This window comes from Spirulina sp. LEGE 11439 (genome assembly GCF_059821285.1).
In genome coordinates, this window is the sequence record NZ_JCAMRX010000019.1 from 82,072 (window position 1) to 104,366 (window position 22,295).

Sequence of the window (22,295 nt, forward strand, 5' to 3'; positions counted from 1 at the left end):
TGCCTTATTTTCAGGGTTTCGTTAGCTTTATTTTGCATTTGCTACACAATACTTAATGCTCGGGTCGCGAGGAATGGATAATGAGTAACGAGTGAGGACGATCTCTCGCCCTGACCCATTACTCTTCACTCATTACTGATTAGTGCAGTTCGAGATATTTGGGACGATCGAACATATGGATCGTATCCACAAAGCGAGCCGTTTTCGACTGGCTAGAAATAACCAAACTTTGCGTGCGAGCACCATTATGGAAGAAGCGGACTCCGTTCATCAGGGTTCCGGGAGTGATGCCGCAAGCTGCAAAAAGAACGGTTTCGCCCTTGGCCAATTCTTCGGCATTGTAAACGCGATCGGGATCGGTGATTCCCATTGATTCAAGACGAGCGATATTGCTTTCCTTGCTTTCTCCGATTAATCCAGTTTTGACGACTTCAGGATCGTAGATTAATTGCCCTTGGAAGTGACCGCCCAAACAGCGCATTGCTGCCGCAGAAATCACCCCTTCAGGAGCAGCACCAATGCCCATGAGGGCGTGAATATTACTACCCGCAAAAGCACAGGAAATAGCCGCAGAGACATCTCCATCGCTAATTAGGCGGACTCGCGCACCGGCTCCTCGGATTTCTTGGATCAAGTCTTTGTGACGAGAGCGATCCATGACCACAACAACTAATTCTTCGATAGAACGTTCCAAACAGTCTGCAAGAATTTGTAGGTTTTGTGTGGCGGTTTTGTTGATATCTACGTGATTTTTCGCGGCGGGGGGTGCAGCAATTTTCTTCATGTAGAAGTCTGGCGCGGCAAAGAGTCCACCTTTTTCGGAAATGGCTAAAACGGCCATCGAACCATTTTGCCCGTAAGCAACCAAGTTCGTGCCTTCGCAAGGATCGACAGCGATATCGATTTCTACTAATTCATCGGGGTTGCAATACTCTTTGGCATCTTCGCGGGTACAGATGCCGACTTCTTCCCCAATATAAAGCATGGGCGCGTCATCTCGTTCCCCTTCTCCAATGACGATACGCCCGCGCATATGGATTTGGTTCATGCGTTCGCGCATGGCTTCTACAGCCACTTCATCGGCGGTATCTTTTTCGCCTTTACCCATCCATTTCGCCGAAGCAAGGGCAGCTTGTTCGACAACTTCAATAATTTCTAATCCGAGCGTACTTTCCACGGAACTATCCTCTTTTTTTAAATTCTGAGTGGTTCTCGGGCGCAATGCCTTCATCCCAAGGAAAAGTCTATCAGAAGCGGGGATTCCTTAGAAGGATAAGCGCAAAACCTTAATTTGTCTTCTTTTGGCGATCGCGTTGTTGCGTTGCTCATTCTCACAACTATGGCTCTTAATTATGGGTGGCTCGATATCCCATCACATCAAACATATTTTTTATGTCAACAGGCAAAAGCTGTTGTATAAAGATTGATTGTTAAAAAAACATTATAAAAACCTTGATACTTGACAGATCTATACAATACTCCTTTGTGTTTGCCTTTCGTCGCATGACACAAACCCACAATCACAAGATTGCCGTGTTATGTTCTACTCCATTTGGTTGAAATTATTAATAGGGTCAAAATGAAAAAAACACAAAACTTTTTTGTAAAAATACTGCTGCTCTCTTCTCTTATTCCTCTCTTTTCTCTCCAGTCAAGGAATGCTAATGCTGCCACGATCAATCTTCAAAATGGCACAGCTACCTTTTCTCAGCTTATCGGTGGTGGACCATACAGTCCCGATGAAGCAGTTGATGGAAACTTTACCAGTCCAAACGGTTGGGCAATTGCTACAACATCCTTTGGCCAAGATCCAGTTAGTGAGATAGCTGTTTGGGAAACTGCAACTGACGTAGCAGCAGGAGATCTGGAAATTTCAATGCATTTTTTAGTTAACCTTCACTTGCTGGGACGTTTCCGCTTTTCTGTGACCACGGACGATCGCAATACTTTTGCGGATGGGCTTGACACCAATGGAGATGTTACTGCCAATTGGAGCGTGCTTGAGAACCCAATCATAAGCGGACCGGGTGGAATGACTTTTACCACCTTGGCAGATAACAGCATTCTTGCTGGTGGAATAACTGCTAATACAGGTGTATATGATCTTAACTATTCGACTAATATAAATAACATAACTGGTCTCAGGTTAGAAGTCCTCGAACATCCAACATTGCCGGGAGGAAATGGACCTGGTCTTGTCCCATTAAATGGGAACTTCGTACTTACTGAGATGATTCTTGAGGGAACGCCAGTCTCTGAGACAGTCCCAGAACCTCTAGGTATCCTCAGTATACTCGCGGCAGCTAGTTTTGGGCTTGTACTTAAAAATAAGCAAAGCTTATGACTAACTCACAATTGGTTTATTAATCGAGAAAAGGTTGATAACAATGTTGAGAAGAAAGTAGAGATAGCTAATTAAACAATAACTCAGGCTTTCATTTCAATTCTAAATATAGTAAGGGTGTTCAACCGAGCACCCCTATAGAGTATTAAGCTTTTGACATAAAAAGGAGAAAGATAAAAATCGCCAATGAATAAAATCGGGTCTAAAATTGCCATTTTCACCACATCTTCGAGGAGTGGCGGATAATTGAGAAAGTTAATATAGCCGGCTTTAACTTTATCGAGAAGTTCGCGATCGCGATCGCTAATAATTATTCGTTAAAATGACCAACGAAGGAGCAAAAGCAAACCCTCTAAACTCAGGATAATCCCATCATTGCTGCTAAACTTGCAGATCCAGCGTAATTGAGTTTTCCCCCTGCTAAATGAAAGGCACAGCCACAGCGTGCAGGAATAGGAGTATCAACGGGAGGATGGTCTATTTCTGCAGTTGATAAGAGAATGGGATTTGAGATAGAAGTGTTATTCGTGCTGATAAAAGTAGGAAAAGGATTTTGAGAGGGGATGATAGTCGCGATCGCGTCGGTTTCTAGAGATTGGGTTTCGAGAGTGGGAAGTGAAGGTGTAGGAGCCGTGGTTGTTTGCCAGCCCGAGCTTTGAGAATAGGTATAATATTGACTGCCAATTTGTTTGCGGATTGCTCCATTTCCTCCAAAATAATCTTTTAAGGTCACGGAACCGTCATTTCCTAAAGTTAGTTTTAGATCGGTACCGAGAATTTCTTCCGTGAGATCCGTAAGATTGTAACTGTTTAAATCGAGTAAATCGGAACTATCAAAGGCCTCAAAAATATCATCCCCGGCGATCGTTCCTTTCGTGTAACCGCTAAAGATATTATTAGCACTATTGGCAAAAATAGAATCGCTGCTTTGAGAAGTTATTAAGTTCTCGATAATAGTGTTAAATGCGATCGATGTTCCTTCACCCGTTGTAGAAAAAGAACCTCGTCCTCCTTCATCATCATAGTTAATCGAATCATAAGAAGATTGCGTGGTCACAAATCCTCCTTCTCGCAAGTCAAAGCGATAAGTTTCATTCAAAGATAGATTGGACGCATCAAAAATATCAATGCCGCCACTATCCCAAACGGTTTGCTTAATAGTATTGGTCGTACTGCCAAAGGATTGATTACCAATCGAATAATTATCGACTTCCGTAAAACTATAGGTTGTATTGCTGTTATTCAAATCTCGCGCCCCGTAGAGATATTGTAGATTGCGAATATCATAGGACATCGCTGTAATTGGTTCTCCTCCAGTAAAGTTATAACTCATTACTGTATTAGCAGTATTATCTTGTTCTCCTGTTAAGAAAGGTGTGGTATCTGTACTGCCGTAATTACCGGGATGTTTGAGACCGAGGGCGTGTAATATCTCGTGAATAATTGTAGAATATCCATGATTTCCTTTGTCTTCTCCGAACCAGTTATGGGAATCGTTGCGATAACTGGGATTAAAGAAAACATCTCCTGCAACTTCACTCCCTCCCGGATGATAAGCAAAGGCGTAATTAGGAGTACTGGAGAACATGAAACGCATCACCCCATAGTTGCTAGAAGTATCGGCAACTTCTTGAAAATCTAAGTTAATAAATTGGGATAAATTAGAGAGAACTTCTCGAACATTGCTTTTAATACTATCATCTAATTCTTCAATATTCGCTTCCGTCCCATAATAAGCACCAGATGAATTTTGATAGAAACTGTAAGTAACCGTATTGGGATTTGTACTGCCGTGACCCTCTTCCCAATAGGTGCGACCTTCATTCAAAAGACTATCAATATCATTATTTCCAGTTATGTTAAAGACTCCAGTTTCATCAACTTGAATTTCAACGAGATCGATACCAAAACCGAGATTAGCATTATTACTTTCAATATCTTCAGCAATTGTATTGTTAAAATCTACAATCGCGCCAATATAATAAGTGCCACTTCCTTTCATCCAAACATCACTTCTGAATTTATCCGGTAAGTTTGTATTCCATGTCGTTCCGCCTATTCCTCCAGCCCCTAAAGTTGGGAAGTTAGCTCCCGAAAACCGATAATCGTTAATGTCAATTGTGCTATCTTCAGAAATATAAAATCCAATACCAACATCATTCAAATTTTGCGTTCCTGCGTTTTTAACTTGCCAAGTATAGTCAAAGCTATCCCCTGCTTTGAAAGAATTTGTACTCAAAGATAACGATTCCATACGGATATCAATGCTGGGTTGAGCAATGTTAATGTTAACAATATCTAAATCCGTTCCTTGTCCTTGGCTGGCGTTATTATTTTCATCACTTTCTGCGATCGCGTTCAGATCGTCAACAATAATGCCAATATAGTAATTCCCGTTTCCTTGCCAGAAGGAATCATCATATTGTGGTAAATTAAGAACTTGACTTAAAGTATTCGTTAATTCTCCGGCACTCAAAGTATTAATATCTATAAAATCAAGAAGTCGATCGTTTGCGTTAATTATCTCATCGGTAGAAAGATAAAATCCCACGCGAAATGCTCCTGCGTCTCCATTGCCTGTATTTTGTAATTGGAAGTTTGCCGTAACACTTGCTCCTGTATCGGCACTATTACTGGTAATATCAAATGAGTTCGCTCTCAGGTCGATCGCGGCGGGAAGATTAATATCAATAATATCTAAATCCGTCCCTTGTCCCTGACTGGCGTTATTATTTTCATCACTTTCTGCGATCGCACCCAAATCGTCGGTAATTATGCCAATATAATAATTCCCGCTTCCTTGCCACAAAGGATCGTTACTATCTGGTAAAGTAAGAACTTGACTTAAAGTATTCGTTAATTCTCCCGCATTTAAGGAATTAATATTCACAAAATCAAGGAGTATATCATTATTGGTAATTGTGGCATCGGTAGAGAGATAGAATCCAACGCGAAATGCACCTGCATTAGCATTTCCTGTATTTTGTAATTGAAAATTTGCTGTAATGCTCATGCCTGTATCGGCGCTATTACTGGTAATATCGAAAGAGTTTGCTTTGAGATCGATTGTCGTTGCAGGAGCGATCGCAAAACTGCGTTCAAGTTGGTCACTTGCCAGTCCGCCAATATCGTAAGCTGTCGCTTGCAAGGTATAATCACCAATGCCAATGCCCCAATTATTCAGCGCATAGGTTTCTGTAAAACTCGCCCATTTATTGTTCCAAGTTGCCGGGGTTAAATTGGTAATATCGCCAATATCTCTGAGTTTATTACCGTTTTGCCATAAGCTCAAAGTTACTTTATCCAAGTCGCTTGCCCCATCTTCATCCATTACCCAACCTTGTTGTATGGTCAGGAAATCTGAAGCATTATAACTATTATTATCAAGGCGAAATTGCAAAGAAGTCGGTTGCTGATTAACGGGAGCAGAGTCGATAATTTGTAGCGATCGCTCGAAAGTATTACTATTCGCTTGCTGTTGGTCGTAAGCAATGCCGCGCACAGTATAATTTCCTGCACTCAATCCTAAATTGGTAATTTCATAATTGTAATTAAAACTTGCCCATTGATGATTCCAAGTTGCCGGCGTTAAACTATTGAGAGATTGAGAATCGATTTCACTGCCGTTTTGCCATAAGCTAAAGACAATATGGGACAGATCGCTAGTCCCATCACCATCACTAACCCATCCCGATTGAATTTGAATCGTATCGGTGACTTCATAAGTATTTTGAGAGAGGTTAAATTGTAAACTTTGCGGGGTATTATTGGTTTGTGGCGATTCAAGTAAAAAACTGCGCTGAAAGAGATTACTTGCTGCGCCTAAATTATCTCGTGCTTGTCCGACAATTTGGTAAGTCCCTCCGGTGAGAGATAAACTGGCAAAATTCAATTGAAAATCAAAATTTGACCATTTATTGCTCCAAGTTGCACTATTAAAATCCGTTACAGTTCCCACATTACCGAGAGAATTGCCATTCTCAATTAACTCAAAGTCAACGGAAGTTAAATCGCTGCTACCATTTTCATCGTAGACCCAACCTGAAGTTACTTGTAACGTATCGGTAAGACTGTAATCTCGGCGATTTAAGCCAAAGCGTAAATTTTCTGGGGCAATATTGTTGGGAGGCGAGGGAGGATTGTTCGAACTTGAAGGAGAATTGTTTGTTGGAATTAGAGGACGAAGAAGTGCGTTATCTTGGGTAAATATTGGAGATTCTAACGCGATCGCTAAAGCTGAATCCGTACCTACGCTTTCTAAGTTCGTTTTTGCCAACTGCCCGAACATTTGTTATAACTCCGATTGAGTTGTTACTTTTTCCAGTTTGTCATATTTTTCTTTTTTCTGTCAATTACGCGATCGATCTTTATGGAAACGTCAAGAGACACCTGTTCTGCTTTGATGTTTAAAGCGATCGCTTAATCGAATTCATCAATGAAGAAAAAATGGCTTTTCAGTTCATTTTTCACGAGACTATCTTATATTAAAAAACCCTTTTCTCTATGTTACAGAAAAAAGGGAGACTATCAATATAAAATGTTTTGATTTGAGGAAACTCAATCCAAGTTTTGCCTAATCAATTTCAATGTTTTTGGGAGGAGAATCAGAACTTGAGTCTGTGGGAGTTAAAGGTTGACGAAAATGCTCGTACAGGCGATCGCGCCACGAAAAAAACGGTTCGTAAGCGCTATTATCTCCCAACCCCGGGATTCCTTTGCCTTGGAATTCTTCAGGAATGTCTAAATAGCTCCCCTCGGGAAACTTGAGCAGGACGCTTAAGGCGGCTACTGTTAAATCGGCTAAGGTCGGTTCGTTTCCTGTCAAATAAGGACTATCTTGCAAGAGCAAGCAAAGTGCCTCTAAATCTTGTTTGAGTCCGCTTTCTGCCTCCTTCACGGCATCTCCTCCCAGCCCAACACCAGCCCCTAAGATATCCAACATATCCCCCGGTAGCGCTCCGACAATGGTTTTTAAAAACTCTGGCGTGTTTTTCGGTAAGATGGAAGTGCGGAAATTTTGATTTTTATTGAGGGCACCGATAAAGGCTTTACGTCCTTTTAAACCTATCGATTCATCCGCCCATTCTTCCATCAGCAAACACAGTCCCTTTGCTCTGGGATCGCTGGGCAAAATAGGGCGATCGGGGTATTTGCGTTCCAAATAAAAGGCAATTTCCGTGGAATCGCAAACATAAGTTTCTCCATCTTTTAAAACGGGAACTTGTCGCTGTCCGGACTTTTGGAAAAGTTCCAACTGTCCTACCCCGGGAGTTACTTCAATCTTGCGATATTCTAAGCCTTTATAGTCAAGAATGAGCCTGACTTTCTCGGAGTATTGCGATAGCTCGAATTGATATAACTCCAACATTGCATCTCACCAGTAAACAGTAGAAGGGAATCGGGAATCGGGAATCGGGAATTGGGAACAACATCCTCAATTTCCAATTCTCAAGTTCCCAATCCTACCTTACCGCATTGCGAATTTAAGGATGAAGAGGGCGGCTAAAATCCACAGTCCGATTTTGGTCTCGTGGAATTTTCCTTGGAAGGTTTTGATGAGGGGATAAGTGATTAAACCTGCCGCCAATCCTTCGGCAATGGAGAAACTTAACGGCATAATCAGGATGGTTAAAAAAGAAGGAATAGCCTCTGCGGGGTCATCCCAGTGAATGTGGGCGGCACTTCCCACCATGAGAACCCCAACGATAATTAAAGCCGGGGCTGTGGCAAAGGCGGGAATAGCTTTTAGGACAGGGATAAAGAGAATAGAGAGGGTCAATAAAAAAGCAGTAACGACAGCAGTAAACCCACTGCGTCCTCCTTCGGAAACTCCAGAAGCGGATTCGATATAGGTGGTCACGGTAGATGTTCCCATGATAGATCCTGCTGTTGTTCCCACTGCATCTGCCATAAATGCCCGATTGACCCGAGGAAATTCGCCTTTTTCGTTAATGTATCCGGCTTTAATTCCTAAACCCGTGAGGGTGCCGACGGTATCGAAGAGATCGACGAAGAAGAAGACAAAAACAATGGAGATGAGTTGCCAAATATTAATTTTTAGAATTTCTCCCAAGCCGACAAAGGCTTGGCCGAACAAGTGTACGGGAACGACAGGGACGGCGACGATGCCTTGAGGAGGGGGAGAAATCTGCAAGATCCAGCCTAATATTGCTGTCGCTAAGATTCCCCATAAGAGTGCGCCTTTGATGCGTCTGGCAATGAATGCGGCGGTGATGAATAAGCCTGCGATCGCCATTAAGGTATTCGGGTTGCTCAAGTCGCCTAAGCTGGTGGTAGTGGCGGGGTTGGCGACGATCAAGCCTGCACCGCCGGTTTCTGTACTGCCTGATAAGCCGATATAAGCGATAAATAAGCCGATTCCAGTTGCCGTTGAGTGTTTAATACATTCGGGGATGAGGGTGACGATTTTGGCGCGGAGGTTGGTGATGGTGAGGAGAATGAAAAGAATGCCTTCAATGAAGACGGCGGCAAGGGCAACGCGCCAATCAATGCCCAAGGCTAAGACGACGGAAAAGGCAAAATAGGCGTTGAGTCCCATGCCGGGGGCGAGGGCAAAGGGATATTTGGCGTAAAGTCCCATGACAAGGGTGGCGATCGCGGCGGAGAGTCCTGTCGCGATGACCAATTCGCTAAATAGATCCCCGGATTCTTGCAGGAAAATGGCATTGGACAGAATCCCCGGATTCACCACGAGGATATAAGCGATCGTTACAAAAGTTGTAATTCCAGCGAGGATTTCTGTACGAAAGTTAGTTTTAAGTTCGGCAAAGTTGAAGTATTGAGCGATCGCATTGATTGGGGTTGTTTGTTCTTCAGGGGCGATCGCTTTATCCTCGGTTGCAGGGGGCGCGTTTTCAGGTTCTCGAGTCATGTTTTGAGGGAAACAGTAAACGGTGGATAGTCAACAGTAAACGAGAATCGGCTAAGGTGTTGTCATACCATATACGGCAAATCAGAGGAAATTGAGAATGAGCGAAAATCGTTCTATTGTCGGGTTGCACCTGAAGCGCCCTTGTTTGTTGGTGTCTGACCTCGAGCGATCGCTAAAAATTTATCGAGATATCTTGGGGTTTCGCTTGGATTATCAGAGTCCCGCCGATCCCGATTCTTATCTCTATACTGTATTTGCTTTACCTGTTACGGCTTCTCTCACTTTTGCTGCCTTTAGTACCCCGAACGAACCTCGGGCTTTAGCGTTAGCTGAGGTTAAAGGGATTGATTTTCCTCCCGTACAACCCCCTTATCGCGCGGGTTTGGTGGTGCAAGTCGATTCTCTCGAGAGGATTCTCTCTCAATGGCAAGCGCTTAATCTTCCTATTTGTCCCCCTAATCATTTTACAGCTAGCGATCGCCAGTTTACCGAGCAGGGGGTTTTCGATTGCGATCGTCATTTATTGATTTTGTATGAATCTCAGCCTATTGTCGTTTAGCAATTCTTTATTTTTAGATCCCACAACAGATAATTTTTCTTACTAAAGCAAGGTGGCTTTTATTTATACTATAGGTATCTTTTCTTTTTCCTCTCTTTTTTATCATACTCATAATCCTTTTGATGATGATCGTATTTGATCTGATATCCTTTGGTATCAGCTTGAGCTTCTAAATCTTTGCAGGTTGCAGATGTTAATTTTGGTAACTCCTTGCGAATCATCTGTCCGGCCTCCAACCCATGTTGAATATGCTGATTCTCGTGTTGCTGTACGGTAGCAACATAGTTTTGCCAACGCTGAATCAAGGATGGAGAGGTATCGGGTGGAGGATTCCACCGAGGCATCTGAATCAGTCCCGAAACCTTAACTTCCAAGGTTTCGGGGTTGATGTAACAACCATTAGCCGTTGTCAAGTATTGATACGCCCACCCTACTTGCCACCAAGCATTTGCAGCAGCATTGTAAGAGCCTTCCGGGTCTGTTCGATCCAGACTCAGATAAAGATCGTCGATTGTTTCTCCCACAACGGTATAGTATTTCTGCTCGATGTTTTTTGATAGTGGTGGAACTTTTTGCCGGATAATTTGCTCGAGTTTCTGCTGAGACACCTCTTGATTCCTGCCCCATTCCTGAACTTTTTGTTGTGCTGTGGCATAGTTTGCATGGCTTGACGGTACGTTTTGAGCAAACGCGATCGCGACTTCCCACGTCTCCTTGACGGTTAGCCATTGCTGAAACGTTTGAGCCGACTGGGAAAGTTCTGCTGCTTTCGATGCCGAATTCACGCCATATCTCCACACAGGATTTTCAGACAAGACCGAAAGAGAAATAGTGGCTTTTGTCCCATTGTTCGTTGCCGTTATTGCTGTTTTTTGCTGGCAAACCGCTTGCGCCATTGCTTTGTTTAACGGGCTTTCTGGGATAAATATAAAGTTTTGTTCTCCTTCTTGCAAGCCCACAATAATACCGTCAGCACTGGGACAATTTACCCTCGCAAGCATTCTTCTCTCCTTCTCAACTCCGGCAAAAAATCCACTAGGAATGTTGAGATTAGCAAAAATGATTTGAGGTTCAGAACTAATTGACAGTGCAGGAGATGGCTGCTCGCTTGCAGAAACAGGAACCTGAGGGAGTTCTTCTTGTTGACAAGCCAAAGTCCCCCATACACTTGCTAACACAAAGAGCGCTAACTTCCCAACTTTTCGCATTACTCCCTTCAACACAATCATTATTTCCAATACTATCAGCGATCGCATTCCCTCGAAAAGAGTTCAAAAATTTTTACGCTGCCCCAAACCCGAAAGAGATAACATTGAGGTTACTATATAGTTCCAGTGTAGGTGGATCGGTAGAATTGTTGTTTATTCGTTCTCACATCATGCAGTTTTCTCGGATTTTTGCATTTGTTTCTCTTCTCTTTTTTCTTGCTCCGAATGCGATCGCACTCACCATCGATTCTTCGAAAAAAAACTTAAACGCGTCAATAAACTTAGCTCAAAATATTACACCTGAAGAGGAATCGATCTGGAAAAATGCAGCTTTGGGAAGTTTGGCGATCGCTTTAGCCGAAGTTGGCGATCGCGATCGCATGGTCGAGATTCTCCACGCTATTGAAAACCCAGATATTCGCGTTCAAATCATCTCTGAATTAGGATTAAGATTAGCCAGAAAAGGAGATATAGAATTTGTCTGGGATCTGATTAAAAATGAAAGAGATACGAGGGTTTTAGCCGAAGTTTTTAATAATTTAATTGCTGAAGAACAAAGCGATCGGGCTTGGGAATTAGTGCAGTTAGTAAATAATGAAGATAATTATATTTTATTGCTTTTTGTCGAGGCTGCAATTGCCAATCAAAAGTACGATCGCGCTTGGGAGATTCTGCAGGATATCGATCGAGATTTGCTACAATCAATGAGTTTGCGCGGACTGGCTTTCGGATTTGCCGAACAAGGAAAAAGCGATCGCATTCTCGAAATTGCTGACAGAGTAGACAGCGATCGCACGAAACAAGATTTTACGTTGCTGGCCGCATTATCGTTAGCAGAAAATGGTAAACCCAAACAAGCATTAGATATTATTCCTCTGTTGGAGAGGACAATTAATCGCGTTCATGCATTAGGTGCAATTGGTTTAAAATTTATCGAAAATGGAGAACGCGATCGCGGTGAGGAACAATTCGAGATACTCAAAACATTATTACCTCAATTAGAGGCGAACGCTCAAACAAATTCAGTCTTGAGTAATCTCTCTACTTATCTCGCTCGCGGGGGAGAATTCGCTCTCGCTCTAGAATTAAGCGATCGCATTACGAATTCTTCTGTTAAGGCAGAAACGTTATTTTATACTGCACGTCATTTAGGAGAAGCTGGCAAATTTGCTCGCGCTTTAGAATTAACGTCCAAAATTGATGTTCCCGGACTCAGAGAGACTGTTATTCAACAAATTGCCGTTGATTTAGCAAAAAAAGGCAGAATAGATCGCGCTTTATCACTTCTGCGCCCTTTTACAAACTCCGATGAAACTTTAAAAAATATTGCCACAATACTCGCAGAAAAAGAACAATTCGATCGTGCTTTAGAAGTCGTTGAAGAGATTCAAGGAACGGAACTTAAAACCGTTGCTCTCGGTGCGATCGCGTTTCATTTACACCAAAACCAACGAGGAGAAACTGCCCGAGAAACTCTCATACAAGCATTACAATTGTGGGATAGTTTAACCGAAGCAACTGTGAAAGATTCGCTCTTGGGTTTAATTGTTTTGCCTTTTGTCGAAAGTGAAGTCTACGATTTGGCTTTGGATTTGTTACAAAAGAGAACTAATGGAGTAGAAAAAAAGAATACCGTGCGCGATGCTGCCTATACTGTCGCAGAAACTGGAAAACGCGAAGAATCTTTACAGTTTATTACTTTAATCGAAGATAAACTTGAAAAAATTGGTGCATTAATTTTTCTTGCCGTTCAACTCGATCGCCTTGACAAAAAAGAAGAAGCGATTGCAGTTCTCACTGATGCGTTGAAATTATCCGAAACCCTACAAAATCCAGAACAAAAAGCATTGTTATTAAGTTCTATTGCCACTCAGTTTGCCGAACTCGAGAGATATCAACAAACCTCGGAAATTGTCGAACGAGTTATCAAGTTACTCGGAATTTAACTCCAACAATGCTGGTAAAGTCTGGCGATCGCAAAAGAATGACTATTTTGTTAAGAAAAGAAACAATGTCTTGATTGTGGAAAGATTCTGTGAAACACAATTATTTCTGTTTTCTCAAAATAAAGGATGAGAGAAGACAGAAGCGATCGCTTCTTTTGCAGAAATTATCTCAAATTGTGAATGAAATCTTAAAGAAGGTCTAAAGTTGGTGGGGAAGACTAAACTCTTATGGCAAGATAATACGTTGCAGATCGCGTTCGTAAAATTTGTAAAGGAGATTACAATATGACATTGCAATTAGGCGATAGCGTCCCCAATTTTACCCAAGCAACCAACGAAGGGGAAATTACTTTTTATGATTGGGCTGGAGATAGTTGGGTAGTACTTTTTTCCCATCCTGCTGACTATACTCCCGTTTGCACCACCGAACTCGGGGAAGTATCCAAGCTCAAGCCAGAATTTGCAAAACGCAATGCGAAGGTTATTGCTTTAAGCGTTGATGGTGCTGAGTCTCATAAAGGATGGATCGGGGATATCAATGAAACCCAAAACACCACGGTTAACTATCCCATCATTGCTGACGAAGATCAGAAGGTTTCCGATCTCTATGGCATGATTCATCCCAATGCCAATGCTAAGCTCACGGTACGGACGGTATTCGTGATCGATCCCAGCAAAAAATTGCGTTTAACGATTACTTATCCCCCCAGCACCGGACGGAATTTTGCTGAAATTCTCCGGACGATTGATTCTCTCCAATTAACCGATAAGTATTCGGTTGCAACCCCGGTAAACTGGCAAGCAGGGGAAGATGTCGTGGTTGCCCCGAGCATTCCCACCGAGGAAGCGAAGAAGAAGTTCCCTAAAGGAGTGACTGAAATCAAATCTTATTTGCGGATGACTCCTCAACCGGATAAATAAGCGATCGCCTTTCTGTAGGATTGTCGAACAATCCTACAGAGATTTTTATTGATAGGCAAGATTGCATAAAGCATTGAGAATCGCTGAAGTAGCTGGAGAACCGCCTTTTCGTCCCTGAATGCGAATTTGGGGAATATTGGTTTGCTCGAGGCTCTGTTTGGATTCAACCACATTGACAAAACCCACGGGGGATCCAATAACGAGGGCAGGTTGTTGAGGTGACTGGGGAAGAGATTCGCATAAAGCCAGTAAAGCCGTCGGTGCATTGCCGATCGCATAAATGGCTTGGGGATATTCGGCAAAACAGCGCATCAGTCCCGTTTCCGTGCGAGTTTTTCCCTGTAAAGGCACATTACACCAATCGATCGCGGTAATAATTTTATTACCAAAAGTCTTTTTCACCATACTGGCAATTCCTTGGCGAATCATGCTTACATCCACAACAATCGGACGGCGATCGCGCAAAGCGGCGATTCCTTTCTCAAGGGCATCGGGACTAAAATAAACCAAGCGAGCAAACTCAAAATCCGCCGTTGCATGGATGATGCGCCGCACGATCGCATATTCTTGGGGAGTCAAAGAATGTTCGCCGATCTCGCGATCGATGATGGCAAAACTTTCTTCAAGGATGGGATGATTTAAACTGCTCAAAACTGCACGAAGGGAAAATCGGGTTCTTTATAAAAGCGCGTCATATCATCAAATTTATAGACTTCAGCGCGATCGAGGGTCAAGATTTCATCGGTATCCGTCCAGCGATCGTTAAACTTAGTGAGAGTATTACAAAAGCGATCGCGATCGAAGGTTTCTACCCCCGATCCAAAGTATCCCAAAGTAATGTGAGCAGTGTAGTGATACTGTTGCTGTACGCCTATGGCAATCAAACCGCGATCTTGATAAAGAGCGCGGCGCAATTGTAATAGTCTATTGTGAGATTCTTCATCTTTGGGAACCAAACAGGCTTCGATCGCCCGAGGTCGGACGACAATGCCCAACAATTGCAAAGAAACGGAACGGCGATCGGGGATCGATTGTTGATAGCGATCGAAGCTGTAAGCCACGCGATCGCGCAATCTCAATTCAAACTCCTTATCTTCGGCGATCGCGTCCTGATAATCGCTATCCCAAATCAAATCCGCGATGGTAAGGTGAAAGCTATCAGCCGGGACGGGGATGAATAAACCTTCCTCGATCTGTGCTAATAATTGCGATCGCGCAGTTTCGAGATGGTCGTAAAATACTTTGTTATCCTTATCCAGATTGTAGGTGGGAGAACTGACGGTATATCCCGGAAAAGCGATCGCCACTCCCTGTTTAAATTTGGCAGATTCCTGAACGTTTTGCAGTTGATTGCTACAAGTTACAGGGCGAGTTAGTTTCGCCACTCGGTTAACATAAGTTTGATAGGTTTCGTCCAATCTCTGATTCCCCCTTGCAGAATGAAGGCTACAGGATGAAGGATGAAAACTCCTTATTGCTCCCGTTTACTCATTGTAGAAGGGAAAGGCAAAGATGGGGAAGTCGCCGAGAAAATCCTCAATCGGGGTTCATTGAAAATGTCTATTTACGTGTTTTGGGGTGAAGATGACTTCGCGATGAGTCAAGCGATCGCGCAGTTGCGTCAAGAAGTTCTCGATCCCAACTGGATTCAGTTTAATTTTGAGCGCATCGTCGGCGATCGTCCGGAAACGACAATCGAAGGACTCAATCAAGCGATGACTCCGCCATTTGGTATGGGAGGACGTTTAATTTGGATCGAAGAAGCGATCGTGACGCAATCTTGTGCGGAAAGTTTATTGTCAGAACTCAAGCGAACACTCCCTAAAGTCCCTCAGACTTCGACGTTATTATTAACCACGCGCAAAAAGTTAGATAAGCGCAGCAAGTCGGTGAAGTTGTTACAAAAACACGCCGAGATCCGGGAATTTTCTTTTATTCCACCGTGGAAAACCGAAGAAATCATCAAAAAAGTTCGTCAATTTGCTGGAGAAAAAGAAGTGAAGTTAACTCCTCGGGGGATAGAACTTTTAGCGGAATCTGTGGGGAGTAATACCCGCCAATTATGGAACGAATTGGATAAATTACGCTTGTATGGAGAGAAAGCAAAGAAACCTTTAGATGAGAAAGTTATTGCCAGATTGGTCGCCGTTAATACTCAAAATAGCCTGCAATTAGCGGCGGCGATTCGAGAAGGAAATGAAGCGAAAGCCTTGGGTTTAGTTGCTGATTTAATCAATCGTAACGAACCTGCTTTGCGAATTGTTGCGACTTTGGTGGGACAATTTCGCACTTGGTTGACGGTGAAAATTATGGTAGAAAGTGGGGGAAAAGATGAAAAAGCGATCGCAACGGCGGCGGAAATTGGTAATCCCAAGCGCATCTATTTTATTCGCAAAGAAATTCAATCTTTGAGTTCTCAACAATTACTAAAAACTTTACCCATTTTACTCGAATTAGAAGTGAGTTTGAAACGAGGAGCAGAGCCGATCGCTGCGTTGCAAAGTAAAGCGATCGAATTGTGTCGCGCTTGTAAATCTTCTTCGGGACGAAGAGGACGGTAATGGGAAGCGATCGCGTTTGCCTCCACTTTACCCGGGACAGAAATCTCGCGATCGGATTTGCTGTGGCAACGCGCAGAAGGTGCGATCGATGAGTTTGTCGCACATCCGGATTTTGCTGTGCTTAGAATTCAACGGATGATGATTTTTTCCAAAGACTTTTAAAGTGGCCAATAAAAGGTTTAGCAGCTTTATCCTCTGATTTTAAAACAACATAAGTGTTTTCACTATCTTGCAAGTTTAATAAAAACCAACCAACAAAAATATATTCTTTAGTTATAAAAATTGGAACTGTAGGTAGCATATCATAGGTTTTAATCTCAACCCTACTTTTTATATCTTTATTATCTCCCACAGATTTTTTTATCGCTTCAATGTTAAGGGCGATAGATTGGCGAAATACTTCAGGCTCGTAATATTTTTTTATAGTTTTAGCACGTGCCTCTATGAATGAAGATTTTGGATCGAGAAGTAATATTTGTACCGTACCATTCGGCTTCTTGGCAATATTCTCCATTACATTTTCCAGAAATTTGGTGTTAAGAAGATAAACACTCCAAGTTGTCAAAATACATAATTGATCTGATTTTTTTAACTGTTCTTCCAATTCCTTTATGAAACCTTTTCCATCTCGATTTTGATATACACCTGTTTTTGAGAGAGTTATTATCTCTCGAACTTTTATAGCTAATTGAGTTGTAAAATATCTGGTAAGCATTGTGGTGATCCAATCTGGCATAACGATCTCCTTTTTTTCATTAACTTGTTCAAGTATATATTGAAGCGCTTTATAGCGAAACCTATATGTTCTACACCGAAGGAGAAGAAGGAGTTCGATTGAAAGTCAATGGGCAAGTCCTCATCGATAATTGGAATAACGGCCATTGGGAGCAACATTTTGGTACTATTGACCTCATCGCAGGACAGAAATATGATATCGAATTAGATTACTACGAAAATGGGGGAAATGCCTCGATAGAATTGCTGTGGGGAAGCGCATCTCAAACCAAAGGAATCGTTCCCCAAGCCTTCCTTTATTCGGGAGGAACTCCTTTACCAACCGGAGTGCAAGGAGAAGGAACGAGACTGTTAGGAAAATATTATGACGATCTGGATTTTGGCAATTTAGCCTTAACTCGAACTGATGCAGTCGTTGACTTTGATTGGCAAACAAATTCTCCCGATGTCAATATGGCTTCCGATACATTCAGTATTCAATGGACGGGACAAATCGAAGCACTTTATAGCGAAACCTATACTTTTTATACAGAAGGAGAAGAAGGAGTTCGACTGAAGGTAAATGGACAAGTTCTCATTGACAATTGGAATAATGGAGTATGGGAACAACATTTTGGAACAATAGATTTGCTAGCCGGACAGAAATACGATATCGAGTTAGATTTTTACGAGAATGGAGGTTGGGCATCGATAGAATTACTTTGGGAGAGCGCATCTCAAACTAAAGAAATCGTACCGCAAGCCTTTCTTTATGCAGAGGAAACTTCTTTGCCTACTGGAGTGCAAGGAGAAGGAACGGGACTCTTAGGAAAATATTACGATGACTTAGATTTTGGCAATTTTGTTTTCGAGCGAACTGATGCAGTCGTTGACTTTGATTGGCAAACCAATTCTCCCGATGTCAATATTGCTTCCGATACATTCAGCATTCAATGGACAGGAGAAGTTGAAGCTGTTTATAGCGAAACATATACGTTTTATACAGAAGGAGAAGAAGGAGTTCGACTGAAGATAAATGGGCAAGTTCTCATTGACAATTGGAATAATGGAGTATGGGAGCAGCATTTTGGAACAATAGATTTGCTAGCCGGACAGAAATACGATATCGAGTTAGATTTTTACGAGAATGGAGGTTGGGCATCGATAGAATTACTTTGGGAGAGCGCATCTCAAACTAAAGAAATCGTACCGCAAGCCTTTCTTTATGCAGAGGAAACTTCTTTGCCTACTGGAGTGCAAGGAGAAGGAACGGGACTCTTAGGAAAATATTACGATGACTTAGATTTTGGCAATTTTGTTTTCGAGCGAACTGATGCAGTCGTTGACTTTGATTGGCAAACTAATTCTCCCGATCCAAACATTGCTTCAGATACGTTTAGCATTCAATGGACGGGACAAGTTGAAGCCGTTTATAGCGAAACCTATACGTTTTACACCGAAGGAGAAGAAGGAGTTCGCCTCAAGGTTAATGGGCAAGTTCTTATTGACAATTGGAATAATGGAGTATGGGAACAGCATTCTGGCACAATTGAATTAGTTGCAGGAGAGAAATACGATATCGAGTTAGATTTTTACGAGAATGGGGGTTGGGCATCAATAGAACTGCTTTGGGAAAGTGCCTCGCAAACCAAAGAAATTGTTCCTCAAGCCTTCCTTTATGCAGGAGAGCCACTTGTACCTATAGGAGCAGAAAGACAAGGGACAGGACTATTAGGAGAATATTACGACGGATTAGATTTTACTAATTTTGTGATGAGTCGCACGGATGTAATGGTAGATTTTGCTTGGGGAGGGAACTCTCCCGACCCGAGCATTGCTCCAGATACCTTCAGCGTGCGATGGACGGGGCAAGTTGAAGCGCTTTATGATGACTATTACACCTTTTATACTCAGAGTGACGAGGGAGTGCGCTTGTGGGTAAATGAGGTATTGATAATCGATAATTGGGCAAATCATGGGTTGATGGAAAACGCCGGCCAAGCGATTTTTCTCGAAGCCGGTCAGAAGTACGATATCAAAATGGAGTATTTTGAGGTCGGTGGAGATGCGACAGCAAAATTGTTATGGTCGAGTCTTTCTCAGACCAAAGAAATTATTCCTTCTTCTCAGTTATATCCCAATGAGGTTTTAGCCAGTTGGTCTGGAGAAGTAACACCTCAATTTGATGAAGATTATACCTTTGAGACATTTTCCGATTTTCCCGTTCGTTTAATTGTTAATGGGGAAGTGGTTCTGGATAATTTTGCCGATCCCAATGTTACGAGTATCGCGTTACCTTTGCAGGCTGGAGAGACCTATGAGATAGAGTTAGAATCCTTTGGAGATTGGTTTGAGGTAGCAGAAAATCCCCACCAGAGTTATGTGGAACTGGGTTGGAGTAGTCTTTCTGAACCCAACATTCTTTTAGTTGAAAAAGAGTTGGGTTATTACACTTGTTTGACTTTTGAACATACTCATGGTACTGGCGCGGACTCGTGGTGTGATGAAGATCAATGGAATCCGACGGGGGTTCAATTTTATACTCGTCTCAGAAATATGCCAACTCAAGGTAAGGGACATTTGATTGTTAATAATAATAATGCTCCAATTTCTATTGGTAAGTCTGACGGGTTACAAAATTTAGCCCAAGATCTTATTTTTGATTACGCACAAGTTTATGTCAATTTGGTTGATAATGATAATTTCTCAACCTTTAATAAGTTTCTGGAAACTCCACCCAATGTACAAGGTAATAATCTTTGGTCGGCAACCTTGAACCGGAATGACTTATTAAATCAAAATAGCTATCTCAATATTCAGCCCAAGGATTATGAGGAGATGTTTGGGTCTGGTGGTTATCAGAATATTACTCAAGATCGCCTTTACGGTTCGCGGGTACAAGTTTGGTATGAGTTTTATGAGGTAGGAGGGCGTAAGGTTGGTAGTGCGAACGACCATCATTACCTGTATCGTTGGGTTAATGCTCACGATCCTGCTCCAAACTCACCCGATCATAATAGTGGAGTTTTCTTTGAGCGCACATTAGCTGATGGGCAGGGAGGTTTTGTTCGAGAGAAAATGGTTAATGTCTATGCACCCACAAATCTCACAACATCCTTTGAAAAAGCAGAACCTGATTACAATCATTATTATTTAGGACAAGATAGCAACGATTTTTCTTATGGTTCTCCTGTGCGAGTACGTTCTGGGAATGAACTATTTTCTACAGTTTGGAAGTTCGATCCTCAAGCAGAAGGCGATTTTATCGATACTGTTAAAATAAGAACTCATGTTGGTGGAGATACCAATTTAACCATTGGTTCGCTTAATGTTTTCTCACAACAGGCAATTGCACCAACGACAATTGATTTGAATTTAAATGACTTTAAATTTCAGATGGGGTTAGCTTTGAGTAAAGTCCGTCAGATACAAAATGGAAGTTGGGAGTATGATTATGATTATATTAATCATTCAGATCTTCAGATTGGAAGCGGATTTTTCAATGCTTATGGTAATTCTCTTTTTGGAACAAATTTGCCGTCCGATCTCTACTATAATCCTCATTTGAACAGAGGGTTGCGAGATGATTTTATTGATACTCTAGAAGATCAAGTTTACCAAGAAGTTATTCAAGACTTTGCTTCGGTTAACAATGAGGTACAAGCCATGCAATTTAGTCACAATGGTGGAGGAGATTTCAAGATTGAGTGGGGTGAAGTATTTGGTGGGGGACAACCAATTTATGGTGCAAGTTTTGCAACAGGTTCTGGAGGAGTTGGGCTTCCACCCGTTGATGTTAATAGAAGTGTTGAGTCTATCTTGAGTAGCACTAGCACTAATCATAAAGCAAAATCTTGGTCTTTAGCCAATGCACTGAATCAGTATAAATCGGCTAACATTAAAGTGAATTTAGCTCAACATTTAGATTGGGATCAAGCAAGCCGCAATGCCAACACGACATTTGCACAGTTTATTACCAACACTATTTCTCAGGAAATCGGTCATACTTTTGGTTTACAGGATGCTTATATAACTCAAAATGCTACGAATAATGGAACTATATTACCAGCTCTTTCTGCGGATCAAATCTTAGCTCTAAACCGAGTATTAGCAGGAAATCCGCAAATTAGTCTTAATCTTAGAGGAGATGCTTTGGTTGATCGACCTAGTCAATTTGCTTATCCTTATGATATTATGGGGATTGGCTCCTCTTCTCTAAATAATCGCTTTTTTGCTGAAGCAAATATATCGTTACTTCAAGCTGCATTGGGAGTACATAATGAGAATGAACTGATTACTAAAACTAATTTAACTACTTATCGTTTACCTTTACCCAATAATATTTATTTGTCTGATACTGACAATGTCAAAAGTTTGATGTCTCCTCTTGAAGGCTATCGTCGAACATATAATTTACCAAATAGTAGCACAGGAGTTTAACTAATTATCAGGTCAAAAAAAATTCAACATAGTTATGAATTAGTTTTGGCCTTCATGACAAATATCACCAAATTTAAAAGGGCAGAGAGGTAGACCTATATGTGTTAAGTTAGTTAAGGAAAATAAAGAAACTAAATTACTTTTGCTATCAATAGGATTAGAATAGAGTGCCAGAAACTCTAGATTAATTAAAAAAGATAAAGGAGTCAAATTTCTGATTTTGTTATTGCTAAGGTTAAGGCTACTTAAGTTAGTCAAAGAAGATAATATAGAAACGTCTTCTATTCGATTATTTGTAAGTTTTAAAACTTGTAATTTATTAAGATTAGAAAGAGGTTTTATATCCTTAATTTGATTGTAATCAAGAAAAAGTTTTTCTAAATTAATTAAAGTTGAAATTGGTGTAATATTTGTGATTGACAGATTAGTTAAAAAAAGATATTTCAATGAGAAAAGAGAAGAAATAGGCTCAATACTTTTCACTGGATTAGAGTCAATGCCAAGAGTTTCGAGATTTACAAGTTGAGAAAGAGGAGTAATATCTTCTATTTGATTAAAACTCACAAAAAGTCCTGTTAAATTAGTCATTGATGAAAGTGATGTAATATCTTTTAATTGGTTTGAATCAAGCGAAAGAATTCTCAAGTGCTCTAAAAGACCTCTCCAGTATTAAAACATTTGGCCAGTCTAGCTTACAGGTCTTAATCTCA

The 22,295-nt window shown here is 41.6% G+C and carries 15 protein-coding genes and 1 pseudogene; 6 read left to right on the forward strand and 10 right to left on the reverse strand.

The annotated features are described in order from the left end of the window. Nucleotides 1-139 precede the first annotated feature (139 nt). Nucleotides 140-1,177, reverse strand: coding sequence for a class II fructose-bisphosphatase (gene glpX / locus AC6RV6_RS14565; protein WP_500241587.1), 1,038 nt, complete (start codon nucleotides 1,175-1,177; stop codon nucleotides 140-142). Nucleotides 1,178-1,579: 402 nt separating this feature from the next. Between glpX and AC6RV6_RS14570 the strand changes: the two genes are divergently transcribed. Then, a complete protein-coding gene (locus AC6RV6_RS14570) occupies nucleotides 1,580-2,344 on the forward strand; it encodes a hypothetical protein (RefSeq protein ID WP_500241588.1) in 765 nt (254 codons plus the stop codon). A gap of 149 nt (nucleotides 2,345-2,493) precedes the next feature. On the opposite strand, the pseudogene AC6RV6_RS14575 reads toward AC6RV6_RS14570, so the two are convergent. The 4 genes and pseudogenes from AC6RV6_RS14575 to AC6RV6_RS14590 all read right to left on the reverse strand — a co-directional run. After that, nucleotides 2,494-2,652: pseudogene (locus tag AC6RV6_RS14575) on the reverse strand (restriction endonuclease subunit R); the annotation flags it as partial. 50 nt (nucleotides 2,653-2,702) lie between these two features. Further along, a complete protein-coding gene (locus AC6RV6_RS14580) occupies nucleotides 2,703-6,632 on the reverse strand; it encodes a CARDB domain-containing protein (protein ID WP_500241589.1) in 3,930 nt (1,309 codons plus the stop codon). Nucleotides 6,633-6,917: 285 nt separating this feature from the next. Next, nucleotides 6,918-7,712 (reverse strand): glutathione S-transferase, encoded by a 795-nt coding sequence (locus AC6RV6_RS14585; protein ID WP_500241590.1) that lies wholly within the window; start codon nucleotides 7,710-7,712, stop codon nucleotides 6,918-6,920. 99 nt (nucleotides 7,713-7,811) lie between these two features. Beyond that, nucleotides 7,812-9,236: an NCS2 family permease gene (locus AC6RV6_RS14590; RefSeq protein WP_500241591.1), complete on the reverse strand. Its 1,425-nt coding sequence runs from the start codon at nucleotides 9,234-9,236 to the stop codon at nucleotides 7,812-7,814. Between the two features lie 97 nt (nucleotides 9,237-9,333). Between AC6RV6_RS14590 and AC6RV6_RS14595 the strand changes: the two genes are divergently transcribed. Beyond that, the gene (locus AC6RV6_RS14595) at nucleotides 9,334-9,795 is read left to right on the forward strand and encodes a VOC family protein (RefSeq protein ID WP_500241592.1); all 462 of its coding nucleotides are present in this window, start codon (nucleotides 9,334-9,336) and stop codon (nucleotides 9,793-9,795) included. A 68-nt stretch (nucleotides 9,796-9,863) separates the two neighbouring features. Here the strand turns inward: AC6RV6_RS14595 and AC6RV6_RS14600 are convergent, their stop codons facing one another. Then, on the reverse strand, nucleotides 9,864-11,018 hold the full coding sequence (locus AC6RV6_RS14600) for a DUF922 domain-containing protein (RefSeq protein WP_500241593.1): 1,155 nt from the start codon (nucleotides 11,016-11,018) through the stop codon (nucleotides 9,864-9,866). A gap of 155 nt (nucleotides 11,019-11,173) precedes the next feature. Between AC6RV6_RS14600 and AC6RV6_RS14605 the strand changes: the two genes are divergently transcribed. Further along, a complete protein-coding gene (locus AC6RV6_RS14605) occupies nucleotides 11,174-12,949 on the forward strand; it encodes a tetratricopeptide repeat protein (protein WP_500241594.1) in 1,776 nt (591 codons plus the stop codon). Nucleotides 12,950-13,234: 285 nt separating this feature from the next. Beyond that, a complete protein-coding gene (locus tag AC6RV6_RS14610; protein WP_500241595.1) occupies nucleotides 13,235-13,870 on the forward strand; it encodes a peroxiredoxin in 636 nt (211 codons plus the stop codon). A 45-nt stretch (nucleotides 13,871-13,915) separates the two neighbouring features. Here AC6RV6_RS14610 and AC6RV6_RS14615 read toward each other — a convergent pair whose 3' ends face one another. Further along, on the reverse strand, nucleotides 13,916-14,521 hold the full coding sequence (locus AC6RV6_RS14615; protein ID WP_500241596.1) for a cobalt-precorrin-8X methylmutase: 606 nt from the start codon (nucleotides 14,519-14,521) through the stop codon (nucleotides 13,916-13,918). After that, nucleotides 14,518-15,288: a DUF1868 domain-containing protein gene (locus AC6RV6_RS14620; protein WP_500241597.1), complete on the reverse strand. Its 771-nt coding sequence runs from the start codon at nucleotides 15,286-15,288 to the stop codon at nucleotides 14,518-14,520. The genes AC6RV6_RS14615 and AC6RV6_RS14620 overlap by 4 nt, the downstream gene beginning before the upstream one ends. A 138-nt stretch (nucleotides 15,289-15,426) precedes the next feature. Between AC6RV6_RS14620 and holA the strand changes: the two genes are divergently transcribed. Further along, nucleotides 15,427-16,431 (forward strand): DNA polymerase III subunit delta, encoded by a 1,005-nt coding sequence (gene holA, locus AC6RV6_RS14625; RefSeq protein ID WP_500241604.1) that lies wholly within the window; start codon nucleotides 15,427-15,429, stop codon nucleotides 16,429-16,431. Nucleotides 16,432-16,552: 121 nt separating this feature from the next. Here the strand turns inward: holA and AC6RV6_RS14630 are convergent, their stop codons facing one another. Then, nucleotides 16,553-17,167, reverse strand: coding sequence for a hypothetical protein (locus tag AC6RV6_RS14630; RefSeq protein WP_500241598.1), 615 nt, complete (start codon nucleotides 17,165-17,167; stop codon nucleotides 16,553-16,555). Nucleotides 17,168-17,232: 65 nt separating this feature from the next. Between AC6RV6_RS14630 and AC6RV6_RS14635 the strand changes: the two genes are divergently transcribed. Next, a complete protein-coding gene (locus tag AC6RV6_RS14635; protein WP_500241599.1) occupies nucleotides 17,233-21,585 on the forward strand; it encodes a PA14 domain-containing protein in 4,353 nt (1,450 codons plus the stop codon). Between the two features lie 39 nt (nucleotides 21,586-21,624). Here AC6RV6_RS14635 and AC6RV6_RS14640 read toward each other — a convergent pair whose 3' ends face one another. Further along, nucleotides 21,625-22,230: a leucine-rich repeat domain-containing protein gene (locus tag AC6RV6_RS14640; protein WP_500241600.1), complete on the reverse strand. Its 606-nt coding sequence runs from the start codon at nucleotides 22,228-22,230 to the stop codon at nucleotides 21,625-21,627. Nucleotides 22,231-22,295: the final 65 nt, after the last annotated feature.